The sequence below is a fragment of the Serratia sp. Ag1 genome, from assembly GCF_000743355.1.
Lineage (GTDB): Bacteria > Pseudomonadota > Gammaproteobacteria > Enterobacterales > Enterobacteriaceae > Chania.
Genome location: NZ_JQEI01000028.1, coordinates 1 through 17,620, shown reverse-complemented (window position 1 = coordinate 17,620; position 17,620 = coordinate 1). Strand labels below are relative to the sequence as shown.

Below are 17,620 nucleotides of genomic sequence, written 5' to 3'. Positions count from 1 at the left end.
CTATTACCTTTCTTTATCCGGTAAATAACCGATTGACATCACCTCGCTTCTAGCGTTTATTGCACCAAACCGACATCTCGATACCTCACTATACTCGTCGGCATAACAACAACCATCAAAACCCCTAAAAACTGATTTAGTCTCAGGAAGTTACCTTGTATTTTGCTAAGGAGTCAGCATGCCACTGCATTTGCGTCATTTAGCGTTGATACCTCTGCTGGTCATCACCGCCTGCCATCAGCCAACCCACGTCACCACCAGCGCCCTCCCCCTCGCTACCCAAAGCCAACTGGCGGTAGTGGATAATGCCAGGATTGAGATTTCGCGCAGCGCGCTGGAATACAACACGCAAAAAATCCAGAAACTGCTGGGGAATAAAGCCACCCTCTGCGCCATTCTGAAAGGAGATGCCTACGGGCACGATCTCTCACTGGTCACCCCAGTGATGCTGAAAAATAATGTTCAATGCATCGGTGTAGCCAGCAATCAGGAACTGAAAACCGTGCGCGAACTCGGTTTCACTGGCCGCTTGATGCGCGTCCGCAACGCCACCGAGCAGGAGATGCGTCAGGCAACGGATTACGATGTTGAAGAACTGATCGGTAATCTGGAGATGGCCAAACGCCTGGACGCCATTGCCGCCCAGCAGGGGAAAATGCTGCGCATCCACTTGGCACTCAACTCTGGTGGTATGTCGCGCAACGGGCTGGAGGTGGGCAACGCTGCCGGGTTGCAAGAGGCCAAGGCGATCTCTGCATTAAGCCACCTGAAGATTGTCGGCATCATGTCGCATTATCCAGAAGAAGATGCCGACGCGGTGCGGAAAGACCTTGCCCGTTTCAAAGTACAATCCCAGCAGGTGCTGGATATCACCGGGCTCAAGCGCGATGACGTTACGCTGCACGTCGCCAACACTTTCGCCACGCTGACCGTGCCGGAATCCTGGCTCGATATGGTGCGCGTCGGCGGGGTATTTTATGGCGACACCATCGCCAGCACAGAATATCGGCGCGTAATGACCTTCAAATCCTCCATTGCTGCGCTGAATCATTATCCGCAAGGCAATACCGTCGGTTACGATCGCACTTATACGCTAAAACGTGATTCGGTATTGGCGAATATCCCTGTTGGCTATGCCGATGGCTATCGCCGGGTATTCAGCAACGCAGGCCATGTACTGATTCAGGGGCAACGGGTGCCGATCCTGGGTAAAACCTCCATGAACACCGTGATGGTCGATGTCACCGATCTGAAAAATATCAGCCCTGGCGATGAAGTGGTGTTCTTCGGTAAACAAGGCCAAGCGGAAGTGACCGCCGAAGAAGTCGAAGAAATCAGCGGAGCACTATTTACAGAAATGTCGATCCTCTGGGGAGCCACCAACAAACGCGTGCTGGTAGATTAACCTGAGCAATCTGGCAGCGGCACAGGCCGTTGCCAGAAAAACCCGTTATTCAGCGCAGCTCCCCTGTTTTTTATTAATGCAATGAATAATATGTGATTTCCCTATTCCTGCCACCTTGCGCATACCCTGCGGTCAACTAGACTCTGTATGGAACCTGCGTGCTTGCCGCCTACAGGCCACTCCAATATTCTGGGTACACCTTAATTGGCCAAATCATTGCCTACCACAGAAAAGAGCCCGCCTCCCCAAGGCTGAAGGAAGATGAGATGAGCACAAATTACGAAGTGCTGTTCAATGATAGCTACGACCGGATTACCTCAGCGGATCAAGGGGATGCTTTCTTCTCCCATTTCTATGCGCTGTTCATCAAAAGCACCCAGGCGCTTAATGTCTTGCCAAGCCCCGAAGCTCATCAGGTACAGCAGAAAATAATCTATAAATCATTTTTCTATATGCTGTCTGTTGCCACCAGCTACATCGTCTCTGACTACCTGGAACACGTGACCCGTGAGCAAAGCGAACACGGTCTCAATCTGCCCGCCTCGGTGTTTGCCTACTGGCGACGCGCGGTACTGCAAACCGTGCGCGATCTGGATCCGCAGTGTGATGAAGAAGTGCTCACCGCCTGGGCAATTTTTATGGCGCCAGGCTTGGAGTTTATGCGCCGCCAGGCGGAATTGCATCATGATGTCAGTAAAGAGGCGATGGATGAAAAATAACCTGTCACTCCCCGCCTTAGATGCCTTGCAGGCTGCGTTGCTGGTTTACGACGAAGAAGAACGGCTGTCCTACTGGAACAGTAAAGTCGTAGAGTATTACCCGGGGTTACAGGGGCAGCTTTGGGCCGGAATGCCACTAAAAGCCGTGATCGACTGCGTGCTCAATACCAGTATTACCCCTTCTCACCTGCAAAAAAAACCACAGTTGGCCGAAACCGTGCTCAATAATTACCGGCAGGATGGCCATTGCGAAATCCGCAGCCTGCTGGATCGCACACTGTATGTGCAACATCATCAGGTACCCGGTGGCGGCATTATCAGTTTGCACACCGATATTACCCAATATGCCGAGATCACCCATTCCGGGCAGATATTGCATAACAATTTCATTCTGGCGGCAGAAACCTCTCATATTGGGATTTGGGACTGGGATTGTACTCAGGATCGGTTGCAGGTTAACGACGCGCTGTTACTGCTGCTGGGGGTTAGCCGCGATAACAATCAATTTACCTCTGCTTTGTGGCAACAGGTGCTGCATCCCGACGATTTACCGCTGTTGCTGGCAAGCCTGCATCAGGCCAATAGCGCGATTTTGCCCGTATTTGACTGCGAAGTGCGCATCAAGCATCAGGGCGGTGACTATCGCTGGGTACTGATTCAGGGGCAAATCATCAGCCTGGGTCTGCAAGGTGAGGTGCAACGGGCAATCGGCACGCTGCAGGACATCACCGAGCGCAAAGAGGCTGAGTTTTCGTCTCGCCAGTCCGTTGAACTGGCCCGCGCCGCCAGCCAGGCCAAGAGTGAATTCCTGGCCAACATGAGCCATGAGATCCGCACGCCGATGAACGGGATCCTGGGGATGACTCAGCTATGCCTGGAAACCAATCTCAACAAAGAGCAACGGGACTACATCAACATGGTGTACTCGTCCGCACGCGCGTTGTTGAAGATCATTGACGACATTCTGGATTTTTCAAAAATCGAGGCTGGGAAAATCGTTCTGGAGCCGGAAAACTTTACGCTGCGGACGTTGATCCACGAAATTACCCGGCCACTGATGTCCAAATTCGCCGAAAAGGGCCCGGAACTGATCGTGGATATCCACCCCGATGTCCCAACCACGCTTTACAGCGACGCGCTACGCCTGCGGCAGATCCTGACCAACCTGATTGGCAACGCACTTAAGTTCACGCACGACGGCGAAGTGGTGTTGCGCGTCACTCCTTCCCTCTCACCACCGGGTATGCTGACATTCAGTATTACCGATACCGGCATTGGCATTGCCGAAGACAAGCAGGCGATTATTTTCGAATCGTTCAGCCAGGCGGACACTTCCACCACGCGTAAATACGGCGGAACCGGGCTGGGGCTGACCATCTCAGCCCGCCTGGTGGCGATGATGGGGGGTAAACTGCAGGTCTCCAGCCAGCCAGGGCATGGCAGCTGTTTTTACTTTTCGCTACCGGCCAAAGCCAGTGCTGACGCAAGCCCTGCTCGCGTTGTCACCGCCCTGCCCAAGGCGCTGGTCGGTATGCCAGTTTTAGTGGTGGATGATAATGCCACCAACCTGCGTTTACTGTTCGATATGCTGCGCAACATGGGGTTCAAACCTCACACCGTCAACTCCGGCAAGGCTGCCTTGGAAGTGCTGAACAATGGCTCGCATTTCCCGTTGATTCTGTTGGACTCACAAATGCCAGAAATGGATGGTATGGCATTGTCACTGGAGATTATGTCCACGCCTGCCTTGCGCCGCTGTAAGTTGATCATGCTCAGTTCCATGGGTAACCGGATAGACACCGCCGTGCTGAAAAAAGTCGGCGTCTCGGGCTTTCTGACCAAACCTATCGATACCGCTGAACTGCAGGAAATCATCATACGCACCCTGATCCCGGAAGAGGCCAACAAAACCCTGCCTGCGCAGAGCGAATCGGTGCCAGAAGTACATAACGGTTATCACATTCTGGTGGCCGAAGATAATCTGATCAACCAGCAACTGGCGATCAATTTCATCCGCAAACTGGGCCATACCTCTGAGGTGGTGGGCAACGGCAAACTGGCGCTGCAGAAATTGGCCCAGGGGCCGTACGATGTGGTTCTGATGGATCTGCAAATGCCGGAAATGGATGGGATTGAAGCCGTGCAGCATATTCGTGCCCAAGAAAAACAGCAGCCGGGTAAACATCAGCCGATCATCGCCATGACCGCACACGCCATGAAAGGTGACCGGGAAATGTGCTTAACCCACGGATTCGACGGTTACATCAGTAAACCCATTTTGCTGGAAAGCCTGGGGGCAGAAATTCAGCGCGTCTACCACCTCAGCCAGGAAGAGCCAGAAGCGCCAATCTTCGATTACTCACAAGCCTTGGCACAGTTGAGCGATGATAAAACGCTCTTTGACGAGTTGGTCACCATCTTCATCGAAGAGTTGCCTCTGTTATTGGCCGCGTTGCAGAGCGCCCTGGAGAAACGGGATTTTAATGCTATCCGGCGCAGCGCTCATCAACTGAAAGGCGAATGCCTACACTTTGCCTGTACCCCGCTGGAAAACAGGCTCAGCCAGATGGAACAGGCGGCTCTCGCTAGCAATCTGCCAGCGATTATGGCGCAATACGACGGCTTGGAAGCCCTGTGTAAACAGTTACAAACCTCGCTTATCGCGGCCAGAGAGACGTTATAAATCAATTAACTGAAACCTGACGAGGAACCTAAGCTCAATCCTCGTCAGGGCAGGACGCCAACATGCCATCCTGTTCCGCATCGATCAGGGCGATCAGCCTCTCAAGCTTCATCGGTGGAGAATAAAAATAACCCTGAATAACGTCGCACTGGTATTGCTCCAGATAATTAAGCGTTTCACGGTCTTCGACCCCTTCTGCCAGCACGACATAATTCAGGTCATGCAGCATTTTAATCAGGCTTTGGACAATGACCCGGCTATCGTGATCCGTTCTTAGGTTTTCGATCAGTGAACGATCGATTTTAATCAGATCGGCAGGGATGTTACGCAGATAATTGAGGTTACTGTAGCCAGTACCAAAGTCGTCTAATGCGATCGCGTATCCTCTTTGGCGCAACGCTTTCACGCAGGCCAACGCTTCACAACTTTCCAGAATACGCTGTGTTTCCAGGCATTCAATTTCAATATCCTGCGGCTGTAAGCCACCCGCACGCACCAGATTATCCAACTTATCCGCGAAACCCTGCTCGGCAAAATTATTGGCGCTGATATTAATCGAGATCGGGATAGTGATCCCTAACTGACGCAAACGCTGGGCTTCAATAACCGAATGGGCAATAACAAACTCGGTCAGCAATTTAATCAATGAGGTGCTTTCCGCCATCGGGATAAAGGCGTCCGGCTGGATCTCACCTAAGGTCGGATGCTGCCAGCGCAGTAATGCCTCTGCACCGATAATTTTCCGCGTTGCCAGAATAACCTTGGGTTGAAATACCAGATACAGCCCGCTCTGCTGGTTCAGGCTTTCAGCCAGATCGTTGAGCATATTCAGATTAAATTTGCGGGTGGCGTCTTTAGACTCATTATAAGCGGCAATCGTGCCACGCCCGTCAATAGCATCATGCAGCGCACTGGTAGCCATCCGCAATAATTCAGGCGGGTGAGTGCAAGGTGGAGAAAACCAGACATAACCGGCGTAAAAGTCCAGTTTTAGCGGTACGATGCTGCGGACTTCTCGCTGCATCCTGTCCGCAAAATTCTCCATATGCCCTATATAGCGATTCAGCTTTTCTGCCTGCAGGATAAGCGCAAATCGCCCCAGCGAAATAGCGTAAATCATCTGTTCATTCATAAAGGTGGTTTTTAGAAAGTGGCCAATGTCATGAAACACACTTTCCACTTCTGCCATGCCAAATGAACGGGCAATTTCGTAGACATATTTAATATCGAGGGTATCAATCAAGATCAGGACAAACTCACCCTGCTCCGGCAAAAGCTGCTTGAGATCCCCCATCAAGCGCTGCCGATTGGGGAAATGTGTCACCGCATCGACCAAACCAATTTCACTTTGTGCCTCAATCAGTTCAGTGACGATCGTGGCCATGTTATTCAACTGATCCGTTTTGAACTCAGGAAAACGCCCCGGTTCACCGTTAATCACGCAGACAGCGCCAATCACATAACCTTCAGCCGTTCGCAGCGGGATCGCAATAAACTGGCGGATAGGCGTTTTCCCTGTGGCCATCGGATCGGCAGCAAAGCGGGGGTCTTGCAGCACATCTTCACACACCAGAGGGCCATCACTGTAACGGACAAAATTGAATAACGGACTATCGTAATGAATAACCTCAAGTTCAATATTCTTCTTTGCTTTAATCCATATTCTTTGCACACCAAAAAGATAGATCAGGCACCCCGGCAGATCGAGCAGCATACAGGTCATGTCCAGAACATTGTGAAAAGCGTCATCGTTCAGGCCCCCCAGAGCCTCAAGCGCATCCAATGATGCCAGCCTAGCCTCTTCATCTTTGCCAAGTTTTCTCAACATACCGCCCGCTCCTTTACATGCGCGTAGCAAGCTTGATTTAGTAAATAGAATACTGATTCTTACCCGCCAACTTTGCCCGGTACATCGCGGTATCCGCCTGCCCCAGTAGCATTTTCGCCGTGGTGCTGTCGCCTGAATAAATCACTGCGCCAATGCTCGCAGATAAGGTGATTTGCCGTTCGCCAATGCGGGTCAACCTGGCTAACTGTGCCAGTATCTCTTCACAAACCTGTCCCACCGCTGCACGGGGCTCCGACAGGTGCCAAAGAATGGCGGTAAATTCATCGCCAGCCAGCCTGGCGACAAGCCCCAGGCGCTGGATGCAACCACCAAGTAATTTGGCAAACGTTTTTAAAATGGCATCACCAAAATCATGCCCAAAGGTATCGTTGATCTGCTTAAAGCCGTCCAGATCGATGAACAACACCGCCATCGACTGCCTATCGGCCACGCATTCCGCCATACTCTGTGTCAACTGGCTAAGAAATGCCCGCCGGTTCGGTAAGCCGGTCAGCACATCGTGCGTCACATCATATTCCAGCCGCCGCTGTAAGCGTTTAAGCTCGCTGATATCCATCGACAGAATATAAAACCCTTGGATTTCACAAGGCACCAGCGTGGTGTGGACAATCCGTTCACCGGTCAGCGTCTGCAACTCATTTTCAAAACTGACCGTTTGCCCCTGTAATGCTTTTTCGATCAGCGGTTTAGCGTTGAGATAGGCTTTTTCACCGATCAACTGCCGTATGGTCATGTTCTTCAGCATCGCTTCGTCAAAACCAAACCAATGCATATAAGCGCTGTTGGTAAACTGATACACCAGATCGGGGCCAACCTGGCTGATCAGAGCTGGCACATTGTCGGTAATCGCACGCAGGCGTTCTTTCTCTGTATTCAGCAAATACTGAGCATGCACCCGGCTTTCAATCTCCAGATTCAGTTTGTTCACGACAATATTCAGCTCTTTGGTCCGCTGGATAACTCGATCTTCCAGCTCATGCTGCAGGGTGCGCAAATTATTTTCCGCCACTTTGCGCTCGGTGATGTCCACAATAGCGGAAATAAAATGGTGCGGAGAACCGTCAGGTAAGCGGTTTAATGAAACGGTTAATTGTGCCCAGATAGTCGCCCCATCGGCCCGGAAAAAGCGCTTCTCCATTGAGCAGGTGCTCATTTCGCCCGACAATAATCGCCGCAACAGAGCCAGATCGTTATTCAGATCATCTGGATGCGTAAGCACCTGAAAAGAACGCTCCAGCAATTCCCGCTCGCTGTAACCTAGCATGTCACAAAGACGTGGATTCACCCGCAGCCAATAGCCTTCAAGTGAAACCAACGCCATGCCTACAGCAGTTTGCGAAAATGTCTGCTCAAACAGGGCGTCGCTGCGCTGCAGATCGGTTTCAAGGCTTTCGGTGTAAATATTGCGCTCAATGCTGTGAAAATGTTCCTCGACGATCGCCGCAAAGTCATGCAGATCCGCGACCTGTTGTGGAGAAAATGTTCGCGGTTGCCGGTCAATGATGCACAAGGTGCCGAGCGGTAAGCCATTAAGCGACAACAGTGGTCGCCCGGCATAAAAACCAATTTTCGGCTCGCCGATCACCAAGGGATTATCAAAAAATCGCTCATCGGTGGCCGTGTCTTGCACAACAAAAGTTTCCTTCTGCAAGATGGCATGCCCACAGAACGAAATATTTCTTGGCGTTTCTCTGGCTTCCAGCCCACAACGCGATAAAAACCACTGGCGTTCGCGATCGATCAACGAAACCAGCGCGATCGGCACATTGAAGTAACTGGACACCAGTCGCGTGATTCTGTCCAGTTTTTCCAGCGCGTTGGTATCAAGCACATGAAGCGAATCCAGTGCCAGTTGACGCAACGGTTCATTGGCAGGACTACAAGGCTCAATCATAAAAACTCCGTGCCACTTCACCTTAAAAAGCGTGAACCACTCATCTACCTGTCAAAACCGCTTACTGAGAGCACAAAGGCTCGTTGGATAAGCGCTTGGTTAATGTCAGAATATTGCGCCCCTGTTCCGTTTTATAACTGACACCATCCATCATGGACTGAATCAATATCAGCCCCATGCCGCCTTCTGGCCAACTGGAATCAACGAGCGGATCGGGAGCCAGGGCAGGCGCGTGCCCCAGTTCGCGGCGGATTTCATCAGGCAGCGCAATACCCGCATCTGATAAGGTTAACGTCAGGCAATGATCATCGTGATTCAACGTAATGATCACCTCCTGACTATCATCATAGTTCACCGCATGCTTGACGATGTTGGTAAATGCCTCACAGGAAGCCAGATCAACCTGATAAACCACCGCTGAATCAAGCGCAAAAGGCGCAACGAAATCATAAAGCGCATTGCTCAGCTCAGCCAAACTGCCCAGCGATGCCGGTAAACATAGTGTGGTGCTAACACTTGCCATACGGCCCCTCTAACGGATCATGTCCTGGTTTAGCGGATCATTGCTTTCAACGTCGATGCGCGATCGCTGCCAATAGTAAAAATTCTGTCCATCCGTGTCAGTTTGAACATGTGCTGGATATTGCTGTTCAAGGAGCAAAGGGCCAGTTCACCACGGCCATTGAGCGTTTTGAGTATCGATACCAAGGCACCCAGGCAGCTACTGTCGATAAAATCAATGTGGCTGAAATCCAACAGGATGTAGTGTTTCCCTTGCTGAATGAAAGACTGTAATTCCTGCTTGAACACCATCGCCACCGAAGCATCAAGGCGACGAGTCAGCGGAACAATCACTTCGATCCCATCTTCAGACTGAATATCAAAATTCATAAAAACTCCTTATGTATTTGCTATGTCGATCTACGCGTCATATTTAACGTGGTAAGAGCGTTCCGCTCTCTGAGTTTGATGACAAAGTGGTCTTTTAAACCGAGATACTCGGGCCTAGCACACCGAGGGGCACTCCGGCGGCTTACGCCGCTACGACCCCATCGGCACGCTCTCCCTAATATCTAACTTTGTCAGCAGCCTGAAGAACATTCAGCTCCCCGCCACTCAAACTCTTCAGGTTATGCGTTCAATAGCCATCAGCGAGATATCGTCGGCAAAAGGCCGAGACGGCTTTTTATCCTGCTCTTGCAAGGCATCGGTTTCGCCGCTGTGCCAGGCGCTTAATGCCTTCTCTACCCGTTGAAACAGCTGGTTTTTCGGTAACTTTCGGTATTCACACAAGAGCTGTTGCAGGCGCTCCTCCCCATAAAGTTCCTGTTGGTGGTTTTCGCACTCGGTAATCCCATCGCTATACAGATACAGGCGATCGCCAACGCCGAGAGTAAAGTGACTATCCTGATACTCGGCGTCAGGAAACAACCCCACAGGCATGCCACCCTGCCCCACAGCCTGTAACTCACCGCCGCTACCAATAACAAAAGGCGTTGGATGCCCGGCCTGGCACAGCGTGCCCTGCCCATTGGTGGTATCTATCACGCCATAAATCAGCGTGTAATAACTGAACACCTCGTCATTATCCAGGCAGAAACGCTGGTTCAGCTCTGCCACCACCTGATGCGGTGCAACCGGGGTACTTTCCCCGGCCTCATTCTGGCTGATCAGCAGTTGGCTACTGATACGCCCGGTCATAAACTCTCGCGAGACGGCTAAAGAAAGCATCGCCGCGCTGACGCCGTGGCCAGCCACATCCACACTGAAAAATGCGATGTGCCGCTCGTCCAGCGAGAAGTAGTTCAACAAATCGCCAGAGACATACGCGGAGGGCAGGAACATCCAATCGGCCTCGAACCCGGCCAGCGAAAGGTTATGAGCCGGTAAAACGCTGTGCTGGATCTTCGCGGCAGCTTGCAGATCTGACTCAATTTGCCGATAGGCGGAGGAGATCTTTTCGTTACGTGCTGCCAGGGTATTTTCCAGCAACAGCACGCGCTCTGCTGCGTGTAGCCGGGCACGGAGCTGGCTCTGGTTGACCGGCTTGGAGAGAAAGTCGTCAGCCCCGGCCTCCATGCCCGTGAGCAGATCGTCAAGCGACTGCCGGGCCGTCACCAGAATGACATAAATGTAATGACCAAAATCGCTTTTACGGATCGCCTGGCACAGTTCAACCCCATCCATCACCGGCATTTCCCAATCGCTGATGACGATATGCACCGGTTGCTGTTCTAACAGGCGTAATGCGCATTCACCGTCTTCTGCCTCAAAGACGCTGAAACCCCATTTAGCCAACATTGTCGCCATCAGATGACGATAACTTTTTGAATCATCGACAATCAGTATGGTTACCTCCATCGTATTGGAGGAATCACCCTGGGTAAGCTGTTCCATAAGAAATCCTTTGCCTCAGAAGGCATGGCGACAACTTACGCTCCATGCCATCAATGTTCTGTCGACAATCCCCAACCCTGAACTATTGAGAAACAATCACGCACCTATTCCCCAAATTTCCGTCGCATAACCTTTGATAGTACGATCGCTGGAGAAACTGCCCATGTTGGCAATGTTCAGCAGCGCCCGCTGATGCCATTGCAACTGTTGGGCAAAGTCAGCCTGTGCCTGATGCTGGGCAATGCGGTAGCTCTCAAAGTCCAGCAAGTGGCAGTAGTGATCATATTCGGTCAACATCTGATAAATAGGGCGGAATACGGAGGTATCTGCATTAAAACGGCCAGAGATCAGCGCCTCGACGGCAGCATGCATGGCGGGATCGTTATTTTGATAAATCCGGTTATGCGAACCTGCCTGCCGATGCCGATTAATTTCGTCCGCGTTGGCACCAAACAGATAAAAGTTCTCAGCGCCGACGGCGTCACGGATCTCAATATTGGCACCGTCCAGCGTGCCAATGGTCAATGCTCCGTTCATGGCAAACTTCATGTTGCTGGTACCAGAAGCCTCGGTGCCCGCCGTCGAGATCTGCTCAGAAAGATCGGTGGCAGGGATAATGTGCTCCGCCAGCGAAACTTTATAATCCTCCAGGAACAGCACGCTAAGCTGGCCTTTGGTACGCGGATCGCTATTGACCGTTTTCGCCACTTCATTAATCAGTTGGATGATCAATTTAGCCATCGCATAACCTGGCGCAGCCTTCCCTGAGAAGAGATGGACTTTAGGCGTTTGGCTGCGGCCAGACTCCGTGATTTCCAGATACAAATGTATGACATGCAAAATATTCAGCAATTGCCGTTTGTATTCATGGATACGTTTCACCTGGCAGTCAAACATGGCCAATGGATCAACCTGAATACCTTGCTGGAAAGCAATCTGGCGGCAAAGCGCCTGCTTGTTCTTGAGTTTGATTGACTGGATTTCTTCCACTGCGTTGCTGTCTTTCGCCAACTGTTTCAGCTTTTGCAGTTTATCGAGGTCAGTCACCCAACCGTTGCCCAACTGCTGGGTTAAAAACGTCGCCAGACCAGGGTTGGCCTGCTGGATCCAGCGCCGAGGCGTCACCCCATTGGTTTGGTTGGTGAATTTCTCCGGCGTGATGAAATAGAAATCGGGCACCAGCGTTTGGGTGATCAATTCAGAATGCAGCTTGGCGACCCCATTGACCTTGTGGCTGCCCACAATGGCCAAATGTGCCATGCGGATCTTTTTCTCCCACCCTTCTTCAAACAGCGACAGCGACGCCAGCAGGTGCGGCTTGTCGGGCCACTTCTCGGCGACCGCAGACAGGAATCGCTGGTTGATTTCACAAATAATCTGCAGATGGCGCGGCAGCAGTTTCTCGAACAACGAGACCGACCAGGTTTCCAACGCCTCTGGCATTAACGTATGGTTGGTAAAAGAGCAGGTTTTTTGCGTAATTGCCCAGGCGGTATCCCAATCCAAGCGATGTTCATCCACCAGAATACGCATCATCTCGACAATGGCTAACGCCGGATGGGTATCATTAAGCTGAATGGCGACGAAATCAGGCAATGCCGTAATATCGGAAGAGAGCTGCGCATAGTCATGGAAAATATCACGCAGCGTACAAGCTACCAGAAAATACTCTTGCGTCAGCCGCAGCTCTTTACCCGAATGGATCTCATCTGCCGGGTACAGTATTTTGGAGATATTCTCTGACGCGATCTTCTGGCTGACGGCACGCAGATAATCACCACCGTTAAAAATATGCACATCAAATGAATCGGAAGCCCCCGCGCTGTATAACCGCAGGGTATTCACCGTTTTGCCACCGTAGCCAGTCACCAGATAATCATGCGGGATACCGACGATCACCTTCCAATCCATCCACATAGGATTGTAGTTACCTTCGATATCTTCACTTTCTTCAATCCGGCCACCGATGGGGATGAGCATCAACTGCGAGTGGTGTTCTATAAGCCAGGGGGAGTGCGTCGAATGCCAATCATCTGGCTGTTCAACCTGCTTGTTGTGCTGTATCGCCTGTTTAAACAGACCATATTCATATTTGATCCCATGCCCCGATGCCGCAATATCCAGCGTAGCCATCGAATCAATAAAGCATGCCGCCAAGCGGCCCAAGCCGCCATTACCCAACGCGGCGTCCGGCTCTTCTGCCGTGATGCGCTCAAAATCAAATCCCAGCTCACTGATTGCCTGTCTGGCCTGCTGCAGTAATCCGACGTTCATCAGGTTATTACGCAGAGACTGACCAATCAGGAACTCCATAGAGAGGTAATAGAGGCGCTTGGATTTGGCTTTTTTCTGTGATTTGCGGGTATTGAAGAAACCATCAAGCTGATAATCCCGCAGGGTTAATGCCAATGCATTGAAAATGTCGACATTAGTTGCGCTTTCAACTTCCAGACACAAACTGTATCGCAGCTTACTGATGACGCTTTTCTTTATCTCTTCGACACTGGGCATCTTGACGTTAGTTAATTCTGTATTCATTTCAGCTCCTAATGCGTTCCTGCATCCAAGTTTTTCTGAGCAATATCAGAAGATAAATAGTGAGCAAAGGTCTCTGGCAAGTGTAGACGGATTTTGGCAATCGGGAGTTAAATAAATTTTTATTGAACAACGTTAAATTGGCAACGGTTATTGCCCTTGCACAGGCTCAATATGCCGGTGAGTGGACTCACGTCTCAAATGATAATCCACCTGATATTCGCTGGCGTTGCGGAACATCACTGAATAGTTCAAAAACTGGCCGCTGTCGCTGTAAGATAGTGAGGTGATTCGCAAAATGGGCGTTTGCTGTTCAATATTTAATAATGTCGCCATTTTTTTATCCGCCAATACCGGTGTCAGGCTTTCATAGTTACCGCAGATGATGATCTGACACTCTTCTTCAATGTAGGCAAACTTTGATCCCTCCAGATGAGCCACCGATAAATTGCGGTATAGCTTCACGGGCATATAACTGTCTTCCACCATTAATGGTTTGCCATCCACCGAGCGAACCCGGCGCGAATAATAGATCCGCTCATCGATTTTTATCCGCAACTGGCTGGCGATCGCTGGTGGTGCTGGCATCACGACAAACTCCAGCACTTCACTCACTACCTGCTTGCCCTGGTTTTTCATTACCTCAATAAAACCGGTCAAGTTAGTGGTTTCGTGATGGACGTCCTTATTTGCCACATAAGTTCCGCTGCCATGACGGCGAATGACCAGCCCCCATTCGATCAATAGATCTATCGCTTTACGGAGGGTCATACGCGAAACGCTAAACTCCTCTGCCAATCTTTTTTCGCTCGGTAACGGGCTGCCAATATTGTAATCGGCAGAGTTCAGCCGAATTCGCAGCTGATCGGCAATAGATTTATAGATCACCTGTAGACCTCTTTAGCGCTCTGCGTTTTATTTAATTAATCATCTAGTGAGTGATTAATCCTCTGATTTTTAATAAACAATAAAAAAATGAAAATGAACTGAGCTAACAACAAAATTACTGTGTCTATGAACTCCGTTAAAAATAGACCACTTTGCCCAAATAAAAACCATGAAAGCGATCACGAATCGCTCTCCCCGATCAAGCTAAGCCAACCGCAGATTCTTACTCTCCACCCGACCAATATAAAAAAACCTTCCCTACGCAGGGTATATGAGGATTTAACAATGCTCAGTCAACTACAACGCTTCGGTGGAGCCATGTTCACCCCGGTACTGCTGTTCCCATTTGCCGGGATTGTGGTCGGTATTGCTATCATGCTGCGCAACCCGATGTTTGTCGGCGAAGCCTTAGCCGCACCCGATCATTTATTTGCCCAAATTGTTCATATTATTGAAGAAGGCGGCTGGACGGTGTTCCGTAATATGCCGCTGGTTTTTGCTGTCGGTTTGCCTATCGGCCTGGCGAAACAGGCTCAAGGGCGAGCCTGCCTGGCGGTTTTAGTCAGCTTTCTGACCTGGAACTATTTTATTAATGCGATGGGAATGACCTGGGGTGATTTCTTTGGCGTGGACTTCAATGCCGATCCCAGTGCGGGCAGCGGTTTAACCCTGATCGCGGGCATAAAAACCCTCGATACCAGCATTATTGGGGCGATCGTCATTTCCGGGTTGGTCACCGCCATTCATAACCGTTATTTCGATAAACCATTACCGGTGTTTCTGGGGATTTTTCAGGGCAGCTCTTTCGTAGTGATTGTTGCTTTTCTGGTGATGATCCCCTGCGCCTGGCTAACCTTGCTGGGTTGGCCAAAAGTGCAGTTGGGTATTGAATCGCTGCAAGGGTTCCTGCGCGGTGCCGGAGCGATTGGCGTTTGGGTTTATACCTTCCTTGAACGGATCCTGATCCCAACCGGCTTGCATCACTTCGTCTACGGCCCCTTCATCTATGGCCCTGCCGCTGTAGAAGGTGGGATCCAGATGTATTGGGCGCAACATTTGCAGGAGTTCAGCCAAAGCACCGAACCGCTGAAAACCCTGTTCCCTGAAGGCGGATTTGCTCTGCATGGCAATTCGAAAATATTCGGCTCGGTGGGGATCGCGTTGGCACTCTACTTCACCGCCTCACCGGAGAACCGCCTCAAAGTGGCAGGTTTACTGATCCCTGCGACGCTGACGGCGATGCTGGTGGGTATCACCGAACCACTGGAATTCACCTTTCTGTTCATTTCACCGCTGCTGTTCGCCGTGCATGCCGTGCTTGCCGCCACCATGGCCACGGTGATGTACCTCTGCGGCGTGGTCGGCAATATGGGCGGTGGCCTGCTCGATCAATTCCTGCCGCAAAACTGGATCCCGATGTTCCATAATCATGCCGGGATGATAGTTACCCAGATTGGCATCGGCATTGCTTTCACCGCACTCTACTTTGTCATCTTCCGCACGCTGATCTTGCACTTCAACCTGAAAACACCTGGCCGCGAAGAAAGCGAAATCAAACTGTACAGCAAGGCCGACTACCAGGCCGCCCGCCAGCAAACCACGGCGGCGGCAACCCATCAGGCCGACCAGGCTACAGGGTTCCTCCAGGCGCTTGGGGGCAGCAGCAACATTCTCAGCATCAATAACTGCGCCACTCGCCTGCGGATTACGCTGGTCGATATGGCCCTAACGCAAGACGACGACGTTTTCAAGGCACTCGGTGCCCATGGCGTAGTGCGACGCGGTAATGGCATTCAGGTGATTGTTGGTCTGCACGTTCCCCAGGTGCGGGATCGGCTCGAAAGCCTGATGAAAAATCACTCACATCTCGAAAAAACATCCATGACGGAGGCTGTATCATGAAAAAATTCTCAATCGTCGTAGCCGGTGGTGGCAGCACCTTTACCCCAGGCATCGTGTTAATGTTGCTGGCTAACCAGCACCGCCTGCCGCTACGTGCCATCAAGTTTTATGACAACGATGGGGCACGCCAGGAAACTATCGCTGAAGCCTGCAAAATTCTGCTGCAAGAGCAGGCACCGGAGATTGAATTCAGCTATACCACGCATCCGCAAACCGCGTTCAGCGACGTTGATTTTGTTATGGCGCATATTCGGGTGGGCAAATACCCGATGCGTGAGCAAGACGAGAAGATCCCGCTGCGCCACGGGGTGGTCGGCCAGGAAACCTGCGGCCCTGGCGGGATCGCTTATGGCATGCGTTCGATCGGTGGCGTGCTGGAGATCGTGGATTATATGACGAAATATTCGCCAAACGCCTGGATGCTCAATTACTCCAACCCGGCAGCCATCGTTGCTGAGGCCACCCGCCGCCTGCGCCCTCAGGCCAAGATCCTGAATATTTGTGATATGCCGATCGGTATTGAAGGGCGCATGGCAAAAATTGCCGGGCTGCAAGATCGCAAAGAGATGCGCACACGCTATTACGGCCTGAATCACTTTGGCTGGTGGACTGCGGTTGAAGATCTGGCCGGTAATGATTTAATGCCAAAAATCCGCGAACACGTAGCGAAATTCGGCTATGTGCCACCAACCGATCAACAGGCGACCGAAGCCAGTTGGAACGACACTTTCGCCAAGGCGAAAGATGTCTGGGCGCTCGATCCTGACACCTTGCCGAATACCTACCTGAAGTATTACCTGTTCCCGGATTATGTGGTTAAGCATGCCAACCCGCAGCACACTCGCGCCAACGAGGTGATGGAACACCGCGAGAAACATGTATTTGGTTCCTGTAATGCCATCATTCGCGCGGGCAAATCCTCGGCTGGTGAGCTGGAGATTGATGAACACGCTTCTTATATTGTCGATCTGGCCGCCGCAATCGCCTTTAACACGCAGGAACGCATGCTGTTGATTGTGCAAAATAATGGAGCGATTAATAACTTCGATCCAGAAGCCATGGTGGAGATCCCTTGCCTGGTGGGTAAGAACGGGCCGGAGCCGCTGGTGGTGGGGAATATCCCACAGTTCCAGAAAGGGCTGATGAGCCAACAGGTGGCGGTTGAAAAACTGGTGGTTGATGCCTGGGAACAGCGTTCATATCAGAAGCTCTGGCAAGCGATAACGTTGTCCAAAACGGTGCCAAGCGCCTCGGTGGCGAAAGCGATTCTCGACGATCTGATCGCGGTCAATCAAGACTACTGGCCGCAGTTGCAATAATCATCAACTGTATTAGCTCAGACCTGATC

The 17,620-nt window shown here is 51.2% G+C and carries 12 protein-coding genes; 5 read left to right on the top strand and 7 right to left on the bottom strand.

Annotated elements, in window-relative coordinates; genetic code table 11:
* Positions 1-178: 178 nt before the first annotated feature.
* The 3 genes from alr to IV04_RS17670 all read left to right on the top strand — a co-directional run bounded on the left by alr (position 179) and on the right by IV04_RS17670 (position 4,807).
* Complete coding sequence (gene alr, locus IV04_RS17680) at positions 179-1,405, top strand: alanine racemase (RefSeq protein ID WP_037400840.1); 1,227 nt, start codon at positions 179-181, stop codon at positions 1,403-1,405.
* Positions 1,406-1,671: 266 nt separating this feature from the next.
* On the top strand, positions 1,672-2,124 hold the full coding sequence (locus IV04_RS17675; RefSeq protein WP_037400837.1) for a hypothetical protein: 453 nt from the start codon (positions 1,672-1,674) through the stop codon (positions 2,122-2,124).
* A complete protein-coding gene (locus tag IV04_RS17670) occupies positions 2,114-4,807 on the top strand; it encodes a response regulator (RefSeq protein WP_037400834.1) in 2,694 nt (897 codons plus the stop codon). The genes IV04_RS17675 and IV04_RS17670 overlap by 11 nt, the downstream gene beginning before the upstream one ends.
* Before the next feature lie 34 nt (positions 4,808-4,841).
* Here the strand turns inward: IV04_RS17670 and IV04_RS17665 are convergent, their stop codons facing one another.
* From IV04_RS17665 to IV04_RS17635, 7 genes are all read right to left on the bottom strand, one after another.
* On the bottom strand, positions 4,842-6,635 hold the full coding sequence (locus IV04_RS17665; protein ID WP_072010921.1) for a sensor domain-containing phosphodiesterase: 1,794 nt from the start codon (positions 6,633-6,635) through the stop codon (positions 4,842-4,844).
* 37 nt (positions 6,636-6,672) lie between these two features.
* Positions 6,673-8,550 (bottom strand): diguanylate cyclase domain-containing protein, encoded by a 1,878-nt coding sequence (locus tag IV04_RS17660; protein ID WP_037400831.1) that lies wholly within the window; start codon positions 8,548-8,550, stop codon positions 6,673-6,675.
* Between the two features lie 61 nt (positions 8,551-8,611).
* On the bottom strand, positions 8,612-9,073 hold the full coding sequence (locus IV04_RS17655; RefSeq protein ID WP_037400828.1) for an ATP-binding protein: 462 nt from the start codon (positions 9,071-9,073) through the stop codon (positions 8,612-8,614).
* Between the two features lie 29 nt (positions 9,074-9,102).
* Positions 9,103-9,441: an STAS domain-containing protein gene (locus IV04_RS17650; RefSeq protein WP_037400827.1), complete on the bottom strand. Its 339-nt coding sequence runs from the start codon at positions 9,439-9,441 to the stop codon at positions 9,103-9,105.
* Positions 9,442-9,675: 234 nt separating this feature from the next.
* Complete coding sequence (locus IV04_RS17645; RefSeq protein ID WP_231566284.1) at positions 9,676-10,947, bottom strand: PP2C family protein-serine/threonine phosphatase; 1,272 nt, start codon at positions 10,945-10,947, stop codon at positions 9,676-9,678.
* Positions 10,948-11,043: 96 nt separating this feature from the next.
* Positions 11,044-13,485 (bottom strand): glycogen/starch/alpha-glucan phosphorylase, encoded by a 2,442-nt coding sequence (locus IV04_RS17640; RefSeq protein ID WP_051916855.1) that lies wholly within the window; start codon positions 13,483-13,485, stop codon positions 11,044-11,046.
* A 147-nt stretch (positions 13,486-13,632) separates the two neighbouring features.
* Positions 13,633-14,370, bottom strand: a complete 738-nt coding sequence (locus IV04_RS17635; protein WP_037400825.1) for a GntR family transcriptional regulator — start codon at positions 14,368-14,370, stop codon at positions 13,633-13,635.
* 285 nt (positions 14,371-14,655) lie between these two features.
* Between IV04_RS17635 and IV04_RS17630 the strand changes: the two genes are divergently transcribed.
* Together IV04_RS17630 and IV04_RS17625 are read left to right on the top strand one after the other, a co-directional pair.
* A complete protein-coding gene (locus IV04_RS17630) occupies positions 14,656-16,272 on the top strand; it encodes an alpha-glucoside-specific PTS transporter subunit IIBC (protein WP_037400822.1) in 1,617 nt (538 codons plus the stop codon).
* Complete coding sequence (locus IV04_RS17625) at positions 16,269-17,591, top strand: 6-phospho-alpha-glucosidase (RefSeq protein ID WP_037400819.1); 1,323 nt, start codon at positions 16,269-16,271, stop codon at positions 17,589-17,591. Before IV04_RS17630 ends, IV04_RS17625 begins: the two co-directional genes overlap by 4 nt.
* Positions 17,592-17,620 lie beyond the last annotated feature (29 nt).